The sequence below is a fragment of the Sporosarcina sp. YIM B06819 genome (assembly GCF_033485175.1).
GTDB lineage: Bacteria > Bacillota > Bacilli > Bacillales_A > Planococcaceae > Sporosarcina.
The window spans coordinates 89,690-106,235 of record NZ_JAWLIQ010000014.1 but is presented as its reverse complement, the minus strand read 5'-3'; the positions used below and the strand labels follow the sequence as shown (position 1 = coordinate 106,235).

The window sequence follows — 16,546 nt, the reverse complement described above, 5'->3', positions numbered from 1 at the left end:
CTTACGTGCGTGTTACCTGTAAGTTTTAGACGAAAACAAGTTTTGCGCGCTCATCTTGCAGCCAGCAATCAACTGCATGGTCCTGTGACAATTGTGTCGTTGCCGGATACACACGGTCGCAAACATCCATCGCAAATGGACATCTTGCAGTAAACGGGCAACCTTCCGGGGGTGCAAATAAATCCGGGGGCGTCCCCTCTATAGGTTGCAGCTCCTCTTCCTTCAAATCGAGGCGTGGTACCGAATTGAGCAACCCTTTCGTATACGGATGCTGCGGCGTATAAAAGATTTCACGCTTATCGCCAATCTCAATCACTTTGCCTGCATACATGACCGCGATTCGGTCTGCTATTTTAGCCACAACACCTAAATCATGCGTAATCAGAATAATTGACACACCCGTCTTCTCTTGGATTTCCTCAAACAACTCTAGAATTTGTGCCTGAATGGTCACGTCCAGAGCAGTCGTCGGTTCATCCGCAATTAGCAGCTCTGGTTCACAGATTAGCGCAATTGCTATGACAATTCGTTGCCGCATTCCCCCTGAAAACTGATGCGGGAATTGTTTCAATCGCTCTTCCGGATTCGGAATACCAACCAATTCCAACATCTCAATCGCTTTCTTCCGAGCATCCACTTTGCTCACTTTATGATGTGTCCGAAATCCTTCGGTCAACTGCTCACCGATTTGTAAGGTAGGATTCAAAGCAGTCATTGGATCTTGAAAAATCATCGATATATCGACGCCTTGTACTTTCCGTAACTGCGCTTTACTCAGTTTCGTTAAATCTTTTCCTTTAAACAACACTTTGCCGTTTTTTATTTTTCCAGGTGGCTGTGGAATTAACCCCATGATTGTGTTTGCTGTGACACTTTTCCCACACCCTGATTCCCCTACTATCGCGAGTGTCTCCCCTTTGTACAGTTCAAACGACACTCCGCGTAATGCTTGGACTTCCCCACCAAAAGTTTTAAATGACACATGTAAATCCTCTACGGTTAACACTACTTCAGTTGAAACTACTTTCCGTTGTCGTTTCTTACCATGCTGTTTATCCGCATCGCCTTGCCGTTCAGCCAGCAAGACATCTTCCTGCCGATTGCGGACGAGTGCTTGTGCATTGACCAGTTGATGTTCATTCAAAAGCCATCACCCCCTTAGTTTCGGATCGAGTGCATCTTGCATACCGTCACCAAGAACGTTAAATGCAAACATCGTCATTGAAATGAAAAACGCTGGGAAGAACAAGCGCCACCAATACCCTGATAAGATGACCGGCAATGCATCATTCGCCATCACTCCCCAACTTGCAAATGGCGTTTGAATACCGAGCCCTAAGAAGCTCAGGAACGCCTCTGCAAATATCGCGCTTGGCACAGTCAATGTCATCTGGACAATAATTGGACCCATCGTATTCGGCAGTAAATTTTTCCGAATAATTCTTGGCGTCTTTGCACCAAATGATTTCGATGCAGTGACAAATTCATAATTTTTGATTTGGAGAACCTGTCCCCTAACAATTCGGGCCATTCCGACCCATCCCGTGATGGTCAATGCCAGAATAATCGTCGTTAAACTTTGCCCCATCACAACCATTAGCAAAATCACAACAAGAAGATGCGGCAGCCCGTATAAAATTTCAATAACACGCATCATGAGCGTATCCGTCCGACCACCTTTATAGCCGCTTATTCCGCCATAAATGATACCGATAAAGAAATCAATTAGCGCTGCCATAACACCTACGAACAATGAAATACGCGCACCATACCATGTACGGGTAAAGACATCACGCCCTGCCTCATCCGTTCCAAACCAATGTTCAGTCGATGGTGCTAGATTCTGATTTGGATAATCCGTTCCCGTTACAGAATGAGGTGACAATATCGGTCCGAATATGGCACACAACGTTAATACAATAAGGAAAATAAGTCCTGACATGGCCAATTTGTTTTTTCGCAAGCGTCGCCAAGCATCTTTCCAATACGATAGCGAAGGCCTAACAACGGATTCCGCTTTGTCTGAATCCTTTTTCTTGGGCTTAAACCAGTCATCCGGAACCGTTATCCGCGGATCATTCTGAACCATCACACATCCCCTTCCTTCCTGTGCAATTTAATGCGCGGGTCTAGGAAGCCATAGACAATGTCGACGAGGAACAGCATGAACACAAGAAACGCGCTATAAAAGACTGTCGAGCCCATAATGACGGGATAATCTCGGTTATTTATGCTTTCAACAAAATATTTCCCCATGCCTGGAATGGCAAAAATTTTCTCAATAACGAACGTTCCCGTCAAAATCCCGGCCAGCATCGTTCCCATTATCGTGACAACCGGCATCAGCGCATTACGCAGTGCATGGCGCACGACAATACGGAATGGTGTCAACCCTTTTGCCCGCGCCATCTTCATATAATCTTGCGTCAACACCTCCAGCATGCTTGCCCGTGTCAGCCGCGCAATGATAGCCGTCGGGCCTGTGGCTAGTGCCAATGTTGGCAATACCATATGGAGCGGACTGCTCCACGTTGCAGGTGGAAAGAGCGGCCATGTGACGGCAAACTGTTGGATGAGCAGCGTTGCGAGCACAAAGTTTGGTACCGAAATACCAACAACCGCAAACGTCATCGCCATATAGTCAATGATTCCGTTATGTCGTAGCGCAGCGAACGTACCCAAAATAATGCCAGACACGACCGCCACGAGAATTGTTACCATTCCTAGTTCAAATGAAATCGGGAACCCTCTCGCTAGCAGGGTATTCACCGATTCATTCGGTTTTTTAATGGAAGGCCCAAAATCGAAGGTCACAATGGACTTCAAATAATAGACATATTGTACAGCTATGGGTTGATCTAGCTTGTAAAACTTTTCAAGATTCGCTTGGATAGTCGGGTTCGACGTCCGCTCTTCATCAAACGGTGATCCAGGTATTGTATGCATAAGGAAAAAGGTCATTGTCGCGATGATAAGAATTGTTGCAATCATCATAAAAAATCGTTTAACGATGTAAACTAACACGCCTTATCCCCCTTAGCAAAACTTTGTCTGCATGGCCAACTCCACCATAACGAGCATTGCTCGGTAGGCTTCAATAATGTCTTTCGCTTCGAATTTCACCGTCGTCGTTCCTGGCTCAATTTCACAGCCCGGCATCAGGGCAGCCCATTCGGCCTGTCCGTAATTGGTAAATTCAATACGCAATACCGGATTTTCTGGCGGCACAAGCGGTTGAATCGATTGGCGCTTGGCAATGGCTTCAGCCGTCTTGTCTTCCAATAATGCATGCGCTTTTTTCGGATGCAGCGTTTGTACTGCCGAACGAGAAATCGATTGCTTCACAGCTGCTGTCACGATACCTGGAATAAGGGCTTCCGCTTCTCGGCAAGCTCCATCATCGCCAGCAACCATAATAACCGGCACACCGAAATGTCCAGCAACATAGGCATTGAAACCGAGTTCACCAATGACAACATCATTGATATACATATTCCGCACGCCCCACGTCATCGAATGACTCATGACACCCGGTTGTCCCGCGCGTGCATGGTAGCCTACAAAAATAGCCCCCGCAAAAGATTCATCAATCGATTGCACCATTGAAAGCGGTTTCAAATCTCCCGTTATGAGGTCCGCATCTGGATGGATATCTTCCACGAGAAGATTATTCATTTTGGAATGACTATCATTGACTAACACTCGCTCCGCTCCCTGTTCAAATGCCGACCAAATAATTGCGTTCGCTTCCTCCGTCATAATACGCCGTGCACGTTCGTAATTATGCCTAGTCGAATCAACAAACGTATAATCCGGCAATCCCGTAATGCCTTCCATATCAATAGACACATAGATTTTCATCCAAAAATCCCCCTTGAAATTACTTTATCTAAAAGTAAACAGAATGATTCACCAATTTAACTAATACTATCAAACTTTTAGGAATATTACAATATTATTTCCAGAGCAAAAAAAAACGCCACCCAGTTACCCGGATGACGATTTTTCATGTAATCGTTGAGCAAGCTCAACAATCAAAATTATTCAGTTACTGCCCATTTCCAGCGAGAATAATTATCTGATCCTGGGTCGATTGAGAGATTAACAACACGTTTGTTAGCAGCTGCTAGCTTATAACGGTAAACAGTTGGTGCAACCGGTACGTCTTCAACCATTAGCGCCTGCCATTGATTGTAGATATCTTTACGGTATGCAGCATCAAACGCTTTTTCAGATGTTCCAGCTGCTAGCAGTTCGTCGTTCTTGTCGCTAACGTAGTGCGGGTAGTTAAATGAAGCAGTTCTTCCATATAGGCCTGATGGATCTGGATCTGAACCAGTTCCCCATGCGCCTTGGTAAATATCAATTCTTGGATCACTTGCTTTTAACATATCGTAAAATGCGTTGAAGTCATGTAGACGTCCGTCTAAGAGTTCAACTTTAATACCTACATCAGCCCAGTTTTGCATATAGAACTGTGCAATTGGTTCAGCTGTTTCTCCGCCTGACATCGAAGCGAATGTTAGAACGAATTCTTCACCTTTGTCATTTTCACGGAAACCATCGCCATTTGTATCAACGTAACCAGCTTCATCAAGAAGTGCTTTAGCCTTTTCAGGGTCATAGCCACGTCCTGGATTACTTGCATCATGGAAGCCTGCGAATACAGGGATGATCAAAGTCGTAGCTGGGAAACGAAGACCGTGGTAAAGTTCTTTACCGATTGTGTCGTTATCCATTGCATGCCACATTGCTTGACGCACAAGTTTGTTAGACATTTTTTTGCTTGGATCCATAATGTTTTCTTTCTTGTCTGCATCCCACGTACCTAGGTTGAAGCCGATGTATGTGTATGCAAGGTCTACTTTTGCAAGTAGTTCAGTATTTTCGATATCTTTTGCGACTAGGTACTGGTCGACTGGAACACTTGCATAGTCAATTTCACCTTTTTTAAGTGCTTCAAGCACAGTTGCAGAGCTAACTACTTTTAAAACAACAGTTTTAAGACCAGGTTTCCCTTGCCAGTAGTCTTCGTTACGCTCATAAAGAACAGACTCTCCCGGAACGATTTTTGCAACTTTATACGGTCCGAAACCAATTGGATTTACACGGATTTTATCAGATGCCATAATGTCTTCTAATGTCACTTCGCCAGTCATTACATCTCCAACATGATGTCTTGGAGTAGCGTTTGACACAAATCCAGACATAATAGATGGTGAAGCTTCTGTAAATGTGAACGACATTTCTTTATCACTAATAATTTTAATACCAGAAATTTCTTTCGTTTCGCCTTTATTATAAGCAGGCATACCTTCAACATTTTCAATCATAAAGTCATAACGATCCCCAACATATTCAGGGTGACCTAATAACTCATATGTGTACAGAAGGTCCGTTGATTTTACAGGCTCACCATCATGCCAGTTAACATTATCACCAATTTTAAGCGTAATTGTTTTGTTGTCTTCAGATAATTCATATGTTGCCGCACCGTCATTTGTGATCAAATAATCGCCATCGGCACCTAGAAGTGATTCATCAAAGAAATCAAGTACTTCCGCATCCGGTGCACCAGAGTAGAACGCGTAACTCAAAGTACCCTCGAATGGAGCATCAGCCACAAGGCCGTATGTTAGTTCCCCGTCTTCGATTGGTGTTCCAGTATTACTCACATCAAGTGGGAATACCGGTGCTGCATTTGGATCTACTGGATCCTCTTTTGTTTCTTCTTCAGCTGGTTTTTTCTCTTCTTCTTTTACCGGTTCTGTCTTTTCATCACCAGCATTTTCTTTACCTGAACACGCAGCTAAAAATACGCTGAGAGCAAGCATTAGACCAACGAGTAACATCAGTTGCTTCTTTGCCAATTGTACTACCTCCCCTATTTTTTAGGCTAATCTTTGTCTTGCGTCAGACGCGCGTTTAATCGCTTGTCCAACATAATTTATACACAGCATCATTACTAAAATTAGCAATGCTGCAGGTAACCAAACCCACCACTTATTTTGCATAATATCCGGATTTCTCGCAAAAGCGATTAACGTTCCTAGAGATGGCGTACCAGCGGGCAGACCGAAACCTAAGAAAGTAAGGCCTGTCTCCAAACCGATATTGCCGGCAAGTGTAAGTGTCATATTTACAATAACAAGAGAACTTAAGTTGGGAAACATTTCGAAAAACATAATTTTCCAACTCGGTGTCCCCAATGTCTTGGAAGCATTGATATAATCTAGCTCCCTTTCAGCCAATCCTTTGGAACGAATTAGCCTCGCTTTTCCAAACCAAGCAAAAGAGCTCATGATTAAAATAAAACTAAACACATTATATTGTGGAACAATAACAACGAAAACAATGATAAACATTAATGCCGGCAACACCATTAGAAAGTCGACGATACGCATCATAATATTGTCAACCAATCCGCCGTAAAACCCAGATATGAGACCATATGTCAATCCCATCACCCCAGCAATCAACGTAACGGAAACCCCAATTGTAAAGGAATTTCGCGTCCCCAGTAATAGCTGTCCAAATACATCACGTCCACCATCATCCGTTCCAAGCCAGTTAGTCGCGGAAGGTGGTTTCCAGTTATTGAAAAAGTTTACACGGTTCAACTGTGTCTGATCGACAAAAAGCGGAGAACTATAAGCAACCAATAAAATCAGCATCAATAAGATCAGTGACCCAAGTGCCATTTTGTCGTTTTTTATTTCACGCCAAATGGTTTTTATAAACGATGGATTATTGAGTCTTTCTTTCGCTAACAGTTCTTTTTTATTTAAAACTACCACTTATTTCCCCTCCTCTTCTTTCATTTTCATCAATCAATTCGGATACGTGGATCGACAATACTTAAAATAATGTCAGACAGCATCGTTCCAACAATAGCGGCTGTACCTGAAATCATGACAAGCGCTGTAACAACCGTAAAGTCACGTCCACCCAATGATTCTATGAAAAGTTTTCCGAGTCCGGGATAGCTGAAAATCCACTCTATAAATACCGATCCAGCGATAAGACCAGTAATTTCATAACCAAGGAATGCCGCAATTGGCAACATCGAGTTACGTAAAATATGTCGCGTATAGACTTTTCCTTCTGGTACCCCTTTTGCACGGGCTGTTTTAACGAAATCCTTTAACTTTGTATCGATAATGTCATTCCGTAAGTATTGAATGGTTGCATACGTAGATAAAATTGCTCCCGTCATCACTGGTAAGAATAAATGCCTCGCCTTGCTGACAATATAATCCCAAGTTCCTACCTCAATTCGGATATCTACACTTCCGCCAATCGGGAACCAGCCTAGGATGAAGCTGAACCCAAACAACATTAATAATGCAAAAACGAATGTCGGTGTAGCAAATGAAAAATAGTTATAGGTGACAATCATTTTATCCGCCCAAGAATCCGTCCATCTACCTGCAATAATCCCAAGAGGAATGGCAATGATATATGAGACTAGCAAGATGAAAAATGAAAGCAGCAACGTATTGGAAACCCGGCCGGCAAGTAGCTTTGTTACAGGTTGCTTATGCACATAAGACATACCAAAGTCACCTTGTACAGCTTTCCCAACCCACTTCCCATATTGGACATACCATGGATCATTCAATCCCAATTTCTCCCGGGCTTTCTCCATCTGTTCCGCTGTCACATTCGGATTACTCATGAACGAAGTCGTAACCGCATCCCCAGGCATAGCTTTTGCAAGCATAAAGATTATCAAACTGAGAAGGAGTAGTTGTGGAATCATGATCAATGTTCTTCTTAAGATAAATGTCAGCATTTTTCACAATTCTCCTTTACTGCAATGCGACGGAATGCGTAGCAGAGACCCTTTTCAGATCAAACATCCGCCCATCTTTATCGAAATAACTGTTATAGTCTGTGCGATACTCTTCGTTAATGGCTTGGCGGAGATACGTCTTCTCAAAACGTTTTTCCGGATCCATTTCAGGGATAGCTGCAATCAGCCTTTTCGTATACAAATGCTGCGGATTTTTATAGACATCAGCCGCTGTTCCTTCTTCGACGAAACGACCTTTATACATGATACCGATGCGGTCACACATATGCTGGATAATGCCTAAATCATGTGAAATGAACAAATAAGTTAAGTTAAATTCCTTTTGAATATCCTGCATAAAGTTCAACACCTGCGCTTGAACAGAAACGTCCAGTGCGGATACAGGCTCATCTGCAATAATCAATTTAGGATTTAATGTAAGGGCACGTGCAATTCCAATCCGCTGTCTTTGACCACCGGAAAACTGATGCGGATACTTGTAAATTGACTCTGGATTCAAACCAACTCGTTCAACAAGCGCCTGAACTTTTTTCAATTCCTCGTCCGGAGACATCCGCTCAAAGTTACGCAACGGTTCTGCAATAATATTCAAGACGTTTTTCCGAACATTCAATGACGAGTAAGGATCCTGAAATATCATTTGGATATCTTTCACGCTATTGCGACGCTCTGCCCGACTTTGTTTCGCTAAATCTTTGCCGTCAAATAGAATTTCCCCAGACGTTACTTGGTTCAACCCAATAATCGCTCGACCAGTTGTTGTTTTTCCACAGCCAGATTCGCCGACAAGTCCGTAAGTTTCGCCCGCCTGCAATTCAAAATTGACACCATCTACTGCTTTTACATGATCGACAACTTGGCGGAAAAAACCTCCGCGGATAGGATAATGAATTTTCAAATTATTTATTTTAAGTAGTGACATAATTCTCTTCTCCTACTTTCTTCTCCTCAGGGAAACTGAAGTTTTTATAGCATGTACAGCGAACAAAATGACCTGGCTGTACTTCATGCAATTGTGGGTTCGCTTCATGTTCTTCCTCTGGGACCCACTCAACTCGAGGCGCAAACCTGCAGCCTACACGATCCAAATTCTGAATGGAAGGAACAATCCCTTCGATGACGTGTAATTTTTCTTTTTCGCCCATGCTTGACGGCAATGAATTCAATAATGAACGTGTGTAAGGATGAAGTGGATTGGCAAAAATTTCGCGAACTGGCGCAATTTCTACTAACTCCCCTGCATACATTACCGCGACACGGTCAGCCATTTCAGCTACAACACCAAGGTCATGCGTAATGAGAATAATCCCTGATTTGATTTCACTTTGTAGCTCTTTCATAAGATCCATAATTTGTGCTTGAATCGTTACGTCTAAGGCAGTCGTTGGCTCATCCGCAAGAAGTAAAACTGGATCGCATGCCAGTGCAATTGCGATGACAACACGCTGTCTCATTCCACCAGAAAGTTCATGCGGGTATTGACCGTAGACGCGTTGCTCGTTTTTAATACCAACACGCCGAAGAAGTTCTAGTGTCCGCTTCTTCTTTTCAGCTGCCGATATTTTCATATGATAGTTCATTGGTTCTTCAATCTGTTTACCAATGGTTGCCAGTGGATTGAGCGCAGTCATAGGGTCTTGGAATATCATACCGATGTCTTTACCACGCACTTTATTCAATCCAGCTACCGACAAGTTCAATAGATTCTGATCCTTGAAGTTTATTTTCCCCTCAAGCTTTGTTCTTTTTAAATCATGTAGCCCCATGATGGAATGGGCAAAAGCACTTTTCCCACAACCTGACTCACCTACAATTGCCACAACCTCATTTTCATAAATGGTTAAGGAAACACCATCTACAGCGGCGAAGTAGTTATCTTTTATACGAAATGATGTACGGAGATTTTCAATTTCCAATACTGATTTTCCCAAGGCAACTTCCCCCCTTACATTACGTAAAATCCGAAACTGTTAATATCAAATTTTCTGACTAAATCACTTGCCCCAATATACTATACAATTTAACGGATGACAATACTATTTTTCCAGAATACTAAATTCCTAGAATGTTTCATATATGACAAATAGGTTACAAACGTTGCGGTGAAAGCGTTTTCGAATCCGAAATAGTTTCAATAAAATAGATTTTATTTTTCTTTCAGAACGCAAAAAAGATTCCTTCTCAACTTGAAAAGGAATCCGTTTGTCTATTCCATACTTCAACCATTACAACTCATTAGTTGTCGGTTGAATTTGTTGCGGAAGATGCAGCCATTGTTGCAGCCATCACGGCTTGTTGCGCTTGTAATATCAATTCCACAGACGTTGCAAGACTAATTGTTGCTTCATCTACATTTTCCGTTAATTCATGCATACTATACCCAATGCCAATGGACAAAGCCATCTCGCGATTCCATCTAAAAGGCTTAGATGCCTCCAAAATATGCGTCAATTCGACAATATTCTTCAATTCTCCATCTGCAACTCCAAAAACAGTCAGAAAACCAATCATCGGATAATGGACAGGACGCACTTTTGTATCTCGCTTGAAATGAGCAAGAACTTCCGTTGCCCTAGATACAAGATGTGAATCGAATTCAATTTGTACATATGTCATAACCTGTGATAACCATTGCAATTCATTGCCCGAACGAAAGCCTTCCGTACGTAGCGCATCGTAGTATGTACGCATAGACTTAGCATGCTCAACTGGATTAGCCCCTCTTTTTCCAAGCAATACTGCGTATGCATAATCGTCATCAGACGTTAGAAAGAAATGTTGTTTTTTCATGGCATCATATAGCTTCTTCGCCTGACGTGCCTCAGTTTCATATAGAGCTTGGTCGTTTGTCATCAGGAGCGCAGCCAAATATGAATGGATTGTATTGCGGAAGCCAACTCCCTTTAGGACCTGCTGCTTCGCAAATAAACGATCTACTTCTTCTTCTATCACAGTTCCAGGCTGATTGAGAAATGCGGCCATCATAGGAAGAAGATTGCCACGCAACGGAGAAAGCCAGCCCGTCCTACTTTTTAGCGCATCCATCGCTTGATTCAAACTGACTGCATCAAACTCGCGCTCGGACGTGACATAGTACGATGTAATTGTCAGTACGACGGCCTTGTCCACTGCCCAACCCGCTAATGATTTCACTTTGTCATATGTCGTTTCGACTTCCTGCCTAATGACATGCGTATCCAATCCGACCCACCCCTTTTCTATATGTACGATTCACAAGGGGAAAAGTTTCAAGTTGAGCCTCCGGCGAATGCCACAAATTTTGAAGGGAGTTAATTAAGCGAGCGTAATTGAATCTTGACTTGTCGAATCTAGTAACAATTGCTATGCTACACATACTTTAAAGAATTGGGTGATTCATAATGAGCGAATTTAAAACTATTCAGCGTACACATACATTCCAATCTAAAAATACGTTACACCAGCAGCTTCATACACTTGGAATTAATGCAGGTGACAACATCATTGTTCATTCATCCCTCAAATCGATGGGGTGGATTGCGGGAGGTGCACAAGCTGTCGTCGAAGCCCTAATGGAAACAGTTACGCACAACGGGACAATTGTTATGCCAGCACAATCTGCCGATAATTCAGAGCCATCTTACTGGAAACTTCCTCCTGTACCCGAAGAATGGCATGAGTCCATTCGTCAGTCTATTCCTGCCTATGATCCAAATCTTACGCCTCTTCGAGGAATGGGGAAAATTGCAGAATGCTTCCACCGTCACCCAGCAGTCATTCGAAGCCCGCACCCTGCACATTCCTTTATAGCATGGGGCCAGCATGCAGAGGATTGGATGACCGTTCATTCCTTACATGATTCGTTCGGCATGACTTCGCCACTCGGAAAAATGTTGGGGGCAGATGTAAAAATTGTGATGATTGGCGTCGATTATGATACTTGCACAGCCCTTCATCTAGCCGAGTATCTTGCACCAGGACTCACAACTTCTTCAGATGGTGCAGCTATGTTACGAAATGGCGAACGTATTTGGGCAACTTACGAAATGGCATACCTTGACTCTGACATGTTCCCAGAACTCGTTAGGGCATTTGAAGTGATAAATCCCGAGATAGGCATTAACGGTTTACTAGGACAAGCCACTTGTAAAATCATGCCGATGAAACCACTAATCGAGTTCGGATCGAGCTGGATTGCAAGGAAAAGAATGTCTGAAGCTATGCTTGAAGATTAAAATGGAAACTGGGCCACGCCGCGCCCAAACCCGAATACGCTTAAGCCACTTTGGATAAGGAACGCCTCTCCACACACGGAGAGGCGCTTTTTCAACTATAAACTTCTTTCTCTGCTGCCTTCACCAATGCTGCCACTGCCCTTAAATCGCCACGGTGAAATGCATCGACAATGGCACTTCCTACAATCACACCATCTGCAAAAGCACCAATCGATTGAACCTGTTCAGGCGTAGAAATACCGAATCCAGCGAGCACCGGAACTGAACTTACCGCCTTTAATCCCTCCAAATGCGCTTGCAGTTCATCACCAAAACCATCGCGCACGCCTGTAATTCCATTCACCGTTACCGCGTAAATGAAACCTTCCCCCGCAGCCGTAATTTTCTGTATCCGTTCCGGCGGGCTTGTCAACGATACGAGTTGAATAAGTGCAACTTCAGTGCCCGCTAATTCAGCTCGCAACAAATCACTTTCCTCAAGCGGCAAGTCTGGAACGATAAGACCTCGAACTCCACTGTCGCCACAATCCTTGACGAACTCACGAATACCATAACTTAAAATCGGATTCAAATAACTCATGATGACTAACGGAACCTTCACTTCATCGATAAATAAAGTCAGCTCTTTCAACACCTTGCGTAGCGTCACTCCAGAGCTGAGTGCCCGTTCTCCTGCCTCTTGAATCACTGGGCCATCCGCCACTGGATCAGAAAACGGAATGCCGAGTTCAATCGCCGTCACGCCAGCTTCTTGGAGAAATAAAATCTGCTCCTTTAATGCGGTCAGTCCGCCGTCTCCTGCCATAATATATGGGACAAATGCTTTATCCCCGCGCTCTACACAAGCTTGAATAGCATTTGTTAGCGTCGTTTTCGTCATTTCACTCCACCTCCCAAAGCATCGCGCACCGTTTGAACGTCTTTGTCGCCTCGCCCGGATAGACAAATGACAAGAATTTCTTCCTCACTCATTTGTCCTGCCAGTTCAACTGCGTACTGCACAGCATGCGCGCTTTCCAAAGCTGGAATAATACCTTCTAATTTTGCCAGCAGCTGCAAACCTTCCAATGCCCCCGCATCCGTCACCGCCGTGTACTTCACACGTCCGATATCATGCAAATGACAGTGCTCTGGACCAACAGCTGGGTAATCAAGTCCCGCGGAAATCGAATGCGCTTCCTGTATAAATCCATCCTCATCTTGCAATACATACATATACGCCCCGTGCAAAACACCTTCTTTACCATCCGCAATCGCTGCTGCATGAAGGCCTGTTGCCAATCCACTGCCAGCTGCTTCTACTCCGTACAATGCCACTTCTTCATCGTCTAAAAACGGATGGAACATGCCGATCGCATTGCTACCTCCACCAATACACGCCACAATTGCATCTGGTAGACGCCCTGCTTTTTCTATAATCTGTTTTCTCGTTTCTACACCAATGACACGTTGGAAATCACGCACAATTTTCGGAAATGGATGTGGACCGAGAGCTGATCCCAAAATGTAATGGGTATCTTCGACATTTGCCACCCAATAACGCAGTGCTTCATTAACCGCATCCTTGAGCGTTCCTCCACCTTTATCAACCGAAACGACTGTCGCACCCAACAATTCCATACGGAAAACATTCAATTCCTGTCTGAGAATATCTTCTGCTCCCATGAAAATGACACATTCAAGATCGAACAATGCGCAAACCGTCGCCGTCGCCACTCCATGCTGCCCAGCTCCCGTTTCCGCCACAATCTTCTTTTTACCCATGCGTACTGCTAGTAACGCCTGCCCGATTGTATTATTGATTTTATGGGCACCCGTATGATTCAAATCTTCCCGTTTCAAGTAAATCTTTGCGCCGCCCGCCTGCTTCGTCAGTCTCTCTGCGAAATACAGCGGTGTTTCACGCCCAACAAAATCCTTTAAGTAATGATTCACTTCATCCAAAAACGCTGGATCTATAATCGCCTCATCATACGCCTGCTCTAACTCCAGCAACGCTGTCATCAATGTTTCCGGCACAAATTGCCCACCAAACTTGCCGTACCGACCTGCCTTCAATTCCTTTACCATCACAATCGCTCCTCATCCCTAACCGCTTGAATAAATTCACGAATCAATTTGCTATCTTTTCGCCTCAACTTTTCCACACCACTCGACACATCTACCATATTTGGCTTCACACGTCGAATCGCTTCCCCAACATTCTCTACATTCAATCCACCTGCAAGAATAACCCGATCAGCCTGTATCCCGACATTGTTCATCAGTGCCCAATCGAACGTCTTGCCGCTCCCGCCTTTAAAATCTGTTCCAGGTGTATCAAACAAAAAATAATCCGCTTCAAATTGTGTTGCACGTTTCACTTCTTCATCACTGTGAACTGATAAAACTTTAATAGAAGGAAGCCCAATTTTTTTGATAAATTCTGCGCTTTCATCCCCATGAAATTGAATGACATCGAGCGGCACTTGCCGATACGTTTCCTCTATTTCTTCAGGTGAAGCATCAACGAAGACACCAATTTTTAGAATTCCAGGTGGAATATCATGCGCTAACGCTTGCGCTTCGCCAATCGTCACTCGCCGCCGACTCGGAGCGAAAACGAAACCAATGGCATCTGCTCCGGCATCGACCGCCGCTTTGACATGCTCCCGCTCCATCAACCCACAAATTTTTACTTTCGTCATCGAACCACACCTTGGGCAGCCACTTGCAATGATCGAATCGCCTCAGCAACCGAGTCACTGCGCATCAGTGATTCACCAACAAGCACTGCGCTAGAGCCAGCTTTTGAGACACGCAACGCATCATCTGCCTGCCAAATACCGCTTTCGCTAATGAGGACGCGCTCTTCGTGGAATGGAAACAGCGCTGCAATCTCTTCTGTCCGCTTCAAATCAACGTCAAATGTACGGAGATCCCGATTATTAACCCCAATCAGCTTGGCATCTAGTGCAAGCGCACGTTTCAACTCTGCCTGGTCATGTACTTCTACCAGTACCTCCAGTCCAGTTGCCACTGCATACGCATAAAGGGCAGACAATTCTTCATCCGTAAGTGCCGCAACAATGAGCAAAATCACCGAAGCCCCCGCACTCTTTGCCCTGTCAATTTGTACCGTGTGAATCATGAAATCCTTACATAACAGTGGAGTCGCAACAGCATCCGCAACAGCCGCTAAATCGTCAAATGAGCCTTTGAAAAAATGAGCATCCGTCAGCACCGAAATGCATGCTACACCTGCTTGTTCATACATAATCGCTTGTGCAACAGGATCCGCCCCTTCGGCAATCAACCCCTTCGAAGGAGAGGCACGTTTCATTTCTGCAATGACCTGCAAATGCTCCGATTGATGTAACTTGTCGAATAGCGAAGGGCGCGATGGTCGGTTTTCTTGTTGTACGGCTTTTTGTGTCAACAGCTGCCGTACTTCATGATGCTTCTGTTGCAGAATTTTATCTAAAATTGTCATTTCGCCACCGCCCTTTGCCTCGTTTTTTCACTATACGCAGCGACTGCTTCTAATTTCTGCAACGCCTTTCCTGATAAGATACTATCTGTCGCTTGTTTTACTCCTTCTTGTATGGTTCTGACTTGCCCATTGGCAAACAATCCAATGCCGGCATTAAAGACAATTGTGTCAAAATGGGGACCACGCTGACCTTGGAAAATTGTACGAATAATAGCCGCATTATCCTTAGCGTTTCCTCCACGAATGGCTGAAGCAGGGGCTGGTGTTAGACCAACATCATCTGCTGTTAATGAAAATGGGATTAAATCTCCTTTATCTAATAGGACGAAAATGTTTTGCCCCGCGAGCGATGCCTCATCCATGCCACCCGCACCCGATACGACAATCGCACGTTCCCTACCAAGCATGCGCAAAACCGTTGCATAATCCATTGTGAAATCAGGACGATTAATGCCCGTAAACTGCGTTTTTAACGGAATTGGATTGGTTAAAGGCCCTACCAAGTTAAATATTGTTGGCTTACCAATTTGCTGTCGAATCGCACCAATCCGTTTCATTTTAGGATGGACCTGTGGTGCATGAAGGAAGGTGATGCCTTCTTGACGAAGCAATTCAGCTGTTTCCTCCTTACTGAAATCCGAACGAATACCGAGTTCTTCCAACACATCAGAACTACCCGCTGCACTGGAAATTTTCCGGTTGCCGTGCTTGGCAACCAAGGCACCTGCACCTGCTAATACAAATGCAGATGCCGTACTAATATTAAAGCTGTTCGAGCCGTCTCCGCCTGTTCCACAATTATCCATATAGACACCTTCGGGAACGGACAGTTGAACAGCGTGCGATTTCATAACAAATGCGAGAGCCGCCACTTCATGGGCTGTCTCTCCTTTACGCGACAACGCAACAAGGAAATCAGCAATATCCTGCGAATCCGTCTGTTCATCAAAAATTTGATTGGCTGCTTCCAACATTTCTTCATACATCAAATGCTTCCCTAGCTCTACTTTGCTCACAATTTCTCTCATCTCGATCTCTCCTCCG

16 protein-coding genes are annotated in these 16,546 nt (G+C 44.2%); 1 reads left to right on the top strand and 15 read right to left on the bottom strand.

What is annotated here, in order from left to right:
* Nucleotides 1–25: 25 nt before the first annotated feature.
* From R2B72_RS11190 to R2B72_RS11145, 10 genes are all read right to left on the bottom strand, one after another.
* Complete coding sequence (locus tag R2B72_RS11190) at nt 26–1,006, bottom strand: ABC transporter ATP-binding protein (RefSeq protein ID WP_318616680.1); 981 nt, start codon at nt 1,004–1,006, stop codon at nt 26–28.
* 144 nt (nt 1,007–1,150) lie between these two features.
* Nucleotides 1,151–2,089, bottom strand: coding sequence for an ABC transporter permease (locus R2B72_RS11185; protein ID WP_318616642.1), 939 nt, complete (start codon nt 2,087–2,089; stop codon nt 1,151–1,153).
* A complete protein-coding gene (locus R2B72_RS11180) occupies nt 2,089–3,024 on the bottom strand; it encodes an ABC transporter permease (protein WP_318616641.1) in 936 nt (311 codons plus the stop codon). The genes R2B72_RS11185 and R2B72_RS11180 overlap by 1 nt, the downstream gene beginning before the upstream one ends.
* A gap of 12 nt (nt 3,025–3,036) precedes the next feature.
* Complete coding sequence (locus R2B72_RS11175; RefSeq protein ID WP_318616640.1) at nt 3,037–3,861, bottom strand: M55 family metallopeptidase; 825 nt, start codon at nt 3,859–3,861, stop codon at nt 3,037–3,039.
* Nucleotides 3,862–4,040: 179 nt separating this feature from the next.
* Nucleotides 4,041–5,870, bottom strand: a complete 1,830-nt coding sequence (gene opp4A, locus R2B72_RS11170; RefSeq protein WP_318616638.1) for an oligopeptide ABC transporter substrate-binding protein — start codon at nt 5,868–5,870, stop codon at nt 4,041–4,043.
* Between the two features lie 21 nt (nt 5,871–5,891).
* Entirely contained in the window at nt 5,892–6,797 is a 906-nt protein-coding gene (locus R2B72_RS11165; RefSeq protein WP_412177825.1) for an ABC transporter permease, read from the bottom strand.
* A gap of 29 nt (nt 6,798–6,826) precedes the next feature.
* Nucleotides 6,827–7,795, bottom strand: a complete 969-nt coding sequence (gene opp4B / locus R2B72_RS11160) for an oligopeptide ABC transporter permease (protein WP_318616637.1) — start codon at nt 7,793–7,795, stop codon at nt 6,827–6,829.
* 16 nt (nt 7,796–7,811) lie between these two features.
* Nucleotides 7,812–8,738, bottom strand: a complete 927-nt coding sequence (locus R2B72_RS11155) for an ABC transporter ATP-binding protein (RefSeq protein WP_318616635.1) — start codon at nt 8,736–8,738, stop codon at nt 7,812–7,814.
* Entirely contained in the window at nt 8,725–9,747 is a 1,023-nt protein-coding gene (locus R2B72_RS11150; RefSeq protein ID WP_318616634.1) for an ABC transporter ATP-binding protein, read from the bottom strand. Before R2B72_RS11150 ends, R2B72_RS11155 begins: the two co-directional genes overlap by 14 nt.
* Before the next feature lie 304 nt (nt 9,748–10,051).
* Nucleotides 10,052–11,017: a DUF4003 family protein gene (locus R2B72_RS11145; protein ID WP_318616632.1), complete on the bottom strand. Its 966-nt coding sequence runs from the start codon at nt 11,015–11,017 to the stop codon at nt 10,052–10,054.
* Between the two features lie 179 nt (nt 11,018–11,196).
* Here R2B72_RS11145 and R2B72_RS11140 point away from each other — a divergent pair, with 179 nt between their 5' ends.
* The gene (locus R2B72_RS11140) at nt 11,197–12,030 is read left to right on the top strand and encodes an AAC(3) family N-acetyltransferase (RefSeq protein ID WP_318616630.1); all 834 of its coding nucleotides are present in this window, start codon (nt 11,197–11,199) and stop codon (nt 12,028–12,030) included.
* Nucleotides 12,031–12,121: 91 nt separating this feature from the next.
* Here R2B72_RS11140 and trpA read toward each other — a convergent pair whose 3' ends face one another.
* Genes trpA through trpD form a run of 5 tightly spaced genes read right to left on the bottom strand, consistent with a single transcriptional unit; the run spans nt 12,122 to nt 16,530 of the window.
* Complete coding sequence (gene trpA, locus R2B72_RS11135; protein ID WP_318616629.1) at nt 12,122–12,910, bottom strand: tryptophan synthase subunit alpha; 789 nt, start codon at nt 12,908–12,910, stop codon at nt 12,122–12,124.
* Nucleotides 12,907–14,100, bottom strand: coding sequence for a tryptophan synthase subunit beta (trpB, locus tag R2B72_RS11130; protein ID WP_318616628.1), 1,194 nt, complete (start codon nt 14,098–14,100; stop codon nt 12,907–12,909). The genes trpA and trpB overlap by 4 nt, the downstream gene beginning before the upstream one ends.
* Nucleotides 14,100–14,717, bottom strand: a complete 618-nt coding sequence (locus R2B72_RS11125) for a phosphoribosylanthranilate isomerase (RefSeq protein WP_318616627.1) — start codon at nt 14,715–14,717, stop codon at nt 14,100–14,102. Before R2B72_RS11125 ends, trpB begins: the two co-directional genes overlap by 1 nt.
* Nucleotides 14,714–15,502 carry an indole-3-glycerol phosphate synthase TrpC gene (trpC, locus tag R2B72_RS11120; RefSeq protein WP_318616625.1) on the bottom strand — a complete coding sequence of 263 codons (789 nt, stop codon included), beginning with the start codon at nt 15,500–15,502 and terminating at the stop codon, nt 14,714–14,716. Before trpC ends, R2B72_RS11125 begins: the two co-directional genes overlap by 4 nt.
* A complete protein-coding gene (gene trpD, locus R2B72_RS11115) occupies nt 15,499–16,530 on the bottom strand; it encodes an anthranilate phosphoribosyltransferase (RefSeq protein WP_318616624.1) in 1,032 nt (343 codons plus the stop codon). Before trpD ends, trpC begins: the two co-directional genes overlap by 4 nt.
* Between the last annotated feature and the right edge of the window lie 16 nt (nt 16,531–16,546).

What these genes read in the sequence shown, in the direction of transcription:
- R2B72_RS11185 (WP_318616642.1), bottom strand. Translation starts at nt 2,089, where the DNA reads ATGGTTCAGAATGATCCGCGGATAACGGTTCCGGATGACTGGTTTAAG.
- R2B72_RS11175 (WP_318616640.1), bottom strand. Translation starts at nt 3,861, where the DNA reads ATGAAAATCTATGTGTCTATTGATATGGAAGGCATTACGGGATTGCCG.
- opp4B (WP_318616637.1), bottom strand. Translation starts at nt 7,795, where the DNA reads ATGCTGACATTTATCTTAAGAAGAACATTGATCATGATTCCACAACTA.
- R2B72_RS11155 (WP_318616635.1), bottom strand. Translation starts at nt 8,738, where the DNA reads ATGTCACTACTTAAAATAAATAATTTGAAAATTCATTATCCTATCCGC.
- R2B72_RS11140 (WP_318616630.1), top strand. Translation starts at nt 11,197, where the DNA reads ATGAGCGAATTTAAAACTATTCAGCGTACACATACATTCCAATCTAAA.
- trpA (WP_318616629.1), bottom strand. Translation starts at nt 12,910, where the DNA reads ATGACGAAAACGACGCTAACAAATGCTATTCAAGCTTGTGTAGAGCGC.
- trpB (WP_318616628.1), bottom strand. Translation starts at nt 14,100, where the DNA reads ATGGTAAAGGAATTGAAGGCAGGTCGGTACGGCAAGTTTGGTGGGCAA.
- R2B72_RS11125 (WP_318616627.1), bottom strand. Translation starts at nt 14,717, where the DNA reads ATGACGAAAGTAAAAATTTGTGGGTTGATGGAGCGGGAGCATGTCAAA.
- trpC (WP_318616625.1), bottom strand. Translation starts at nt 15,502, where the DNA reads ATGACAATTTTAGATAAAATTCTGCAACAGAAGCATCATGAAGTACGG.
- trpD (WP_318616624.1), bottom strand. Translation starts at nt 16,530, where the DNA reads ATGAGAGAAATTGTGAGCAAAGTAGAGCTAGGGAAGCATTTGATGTAT.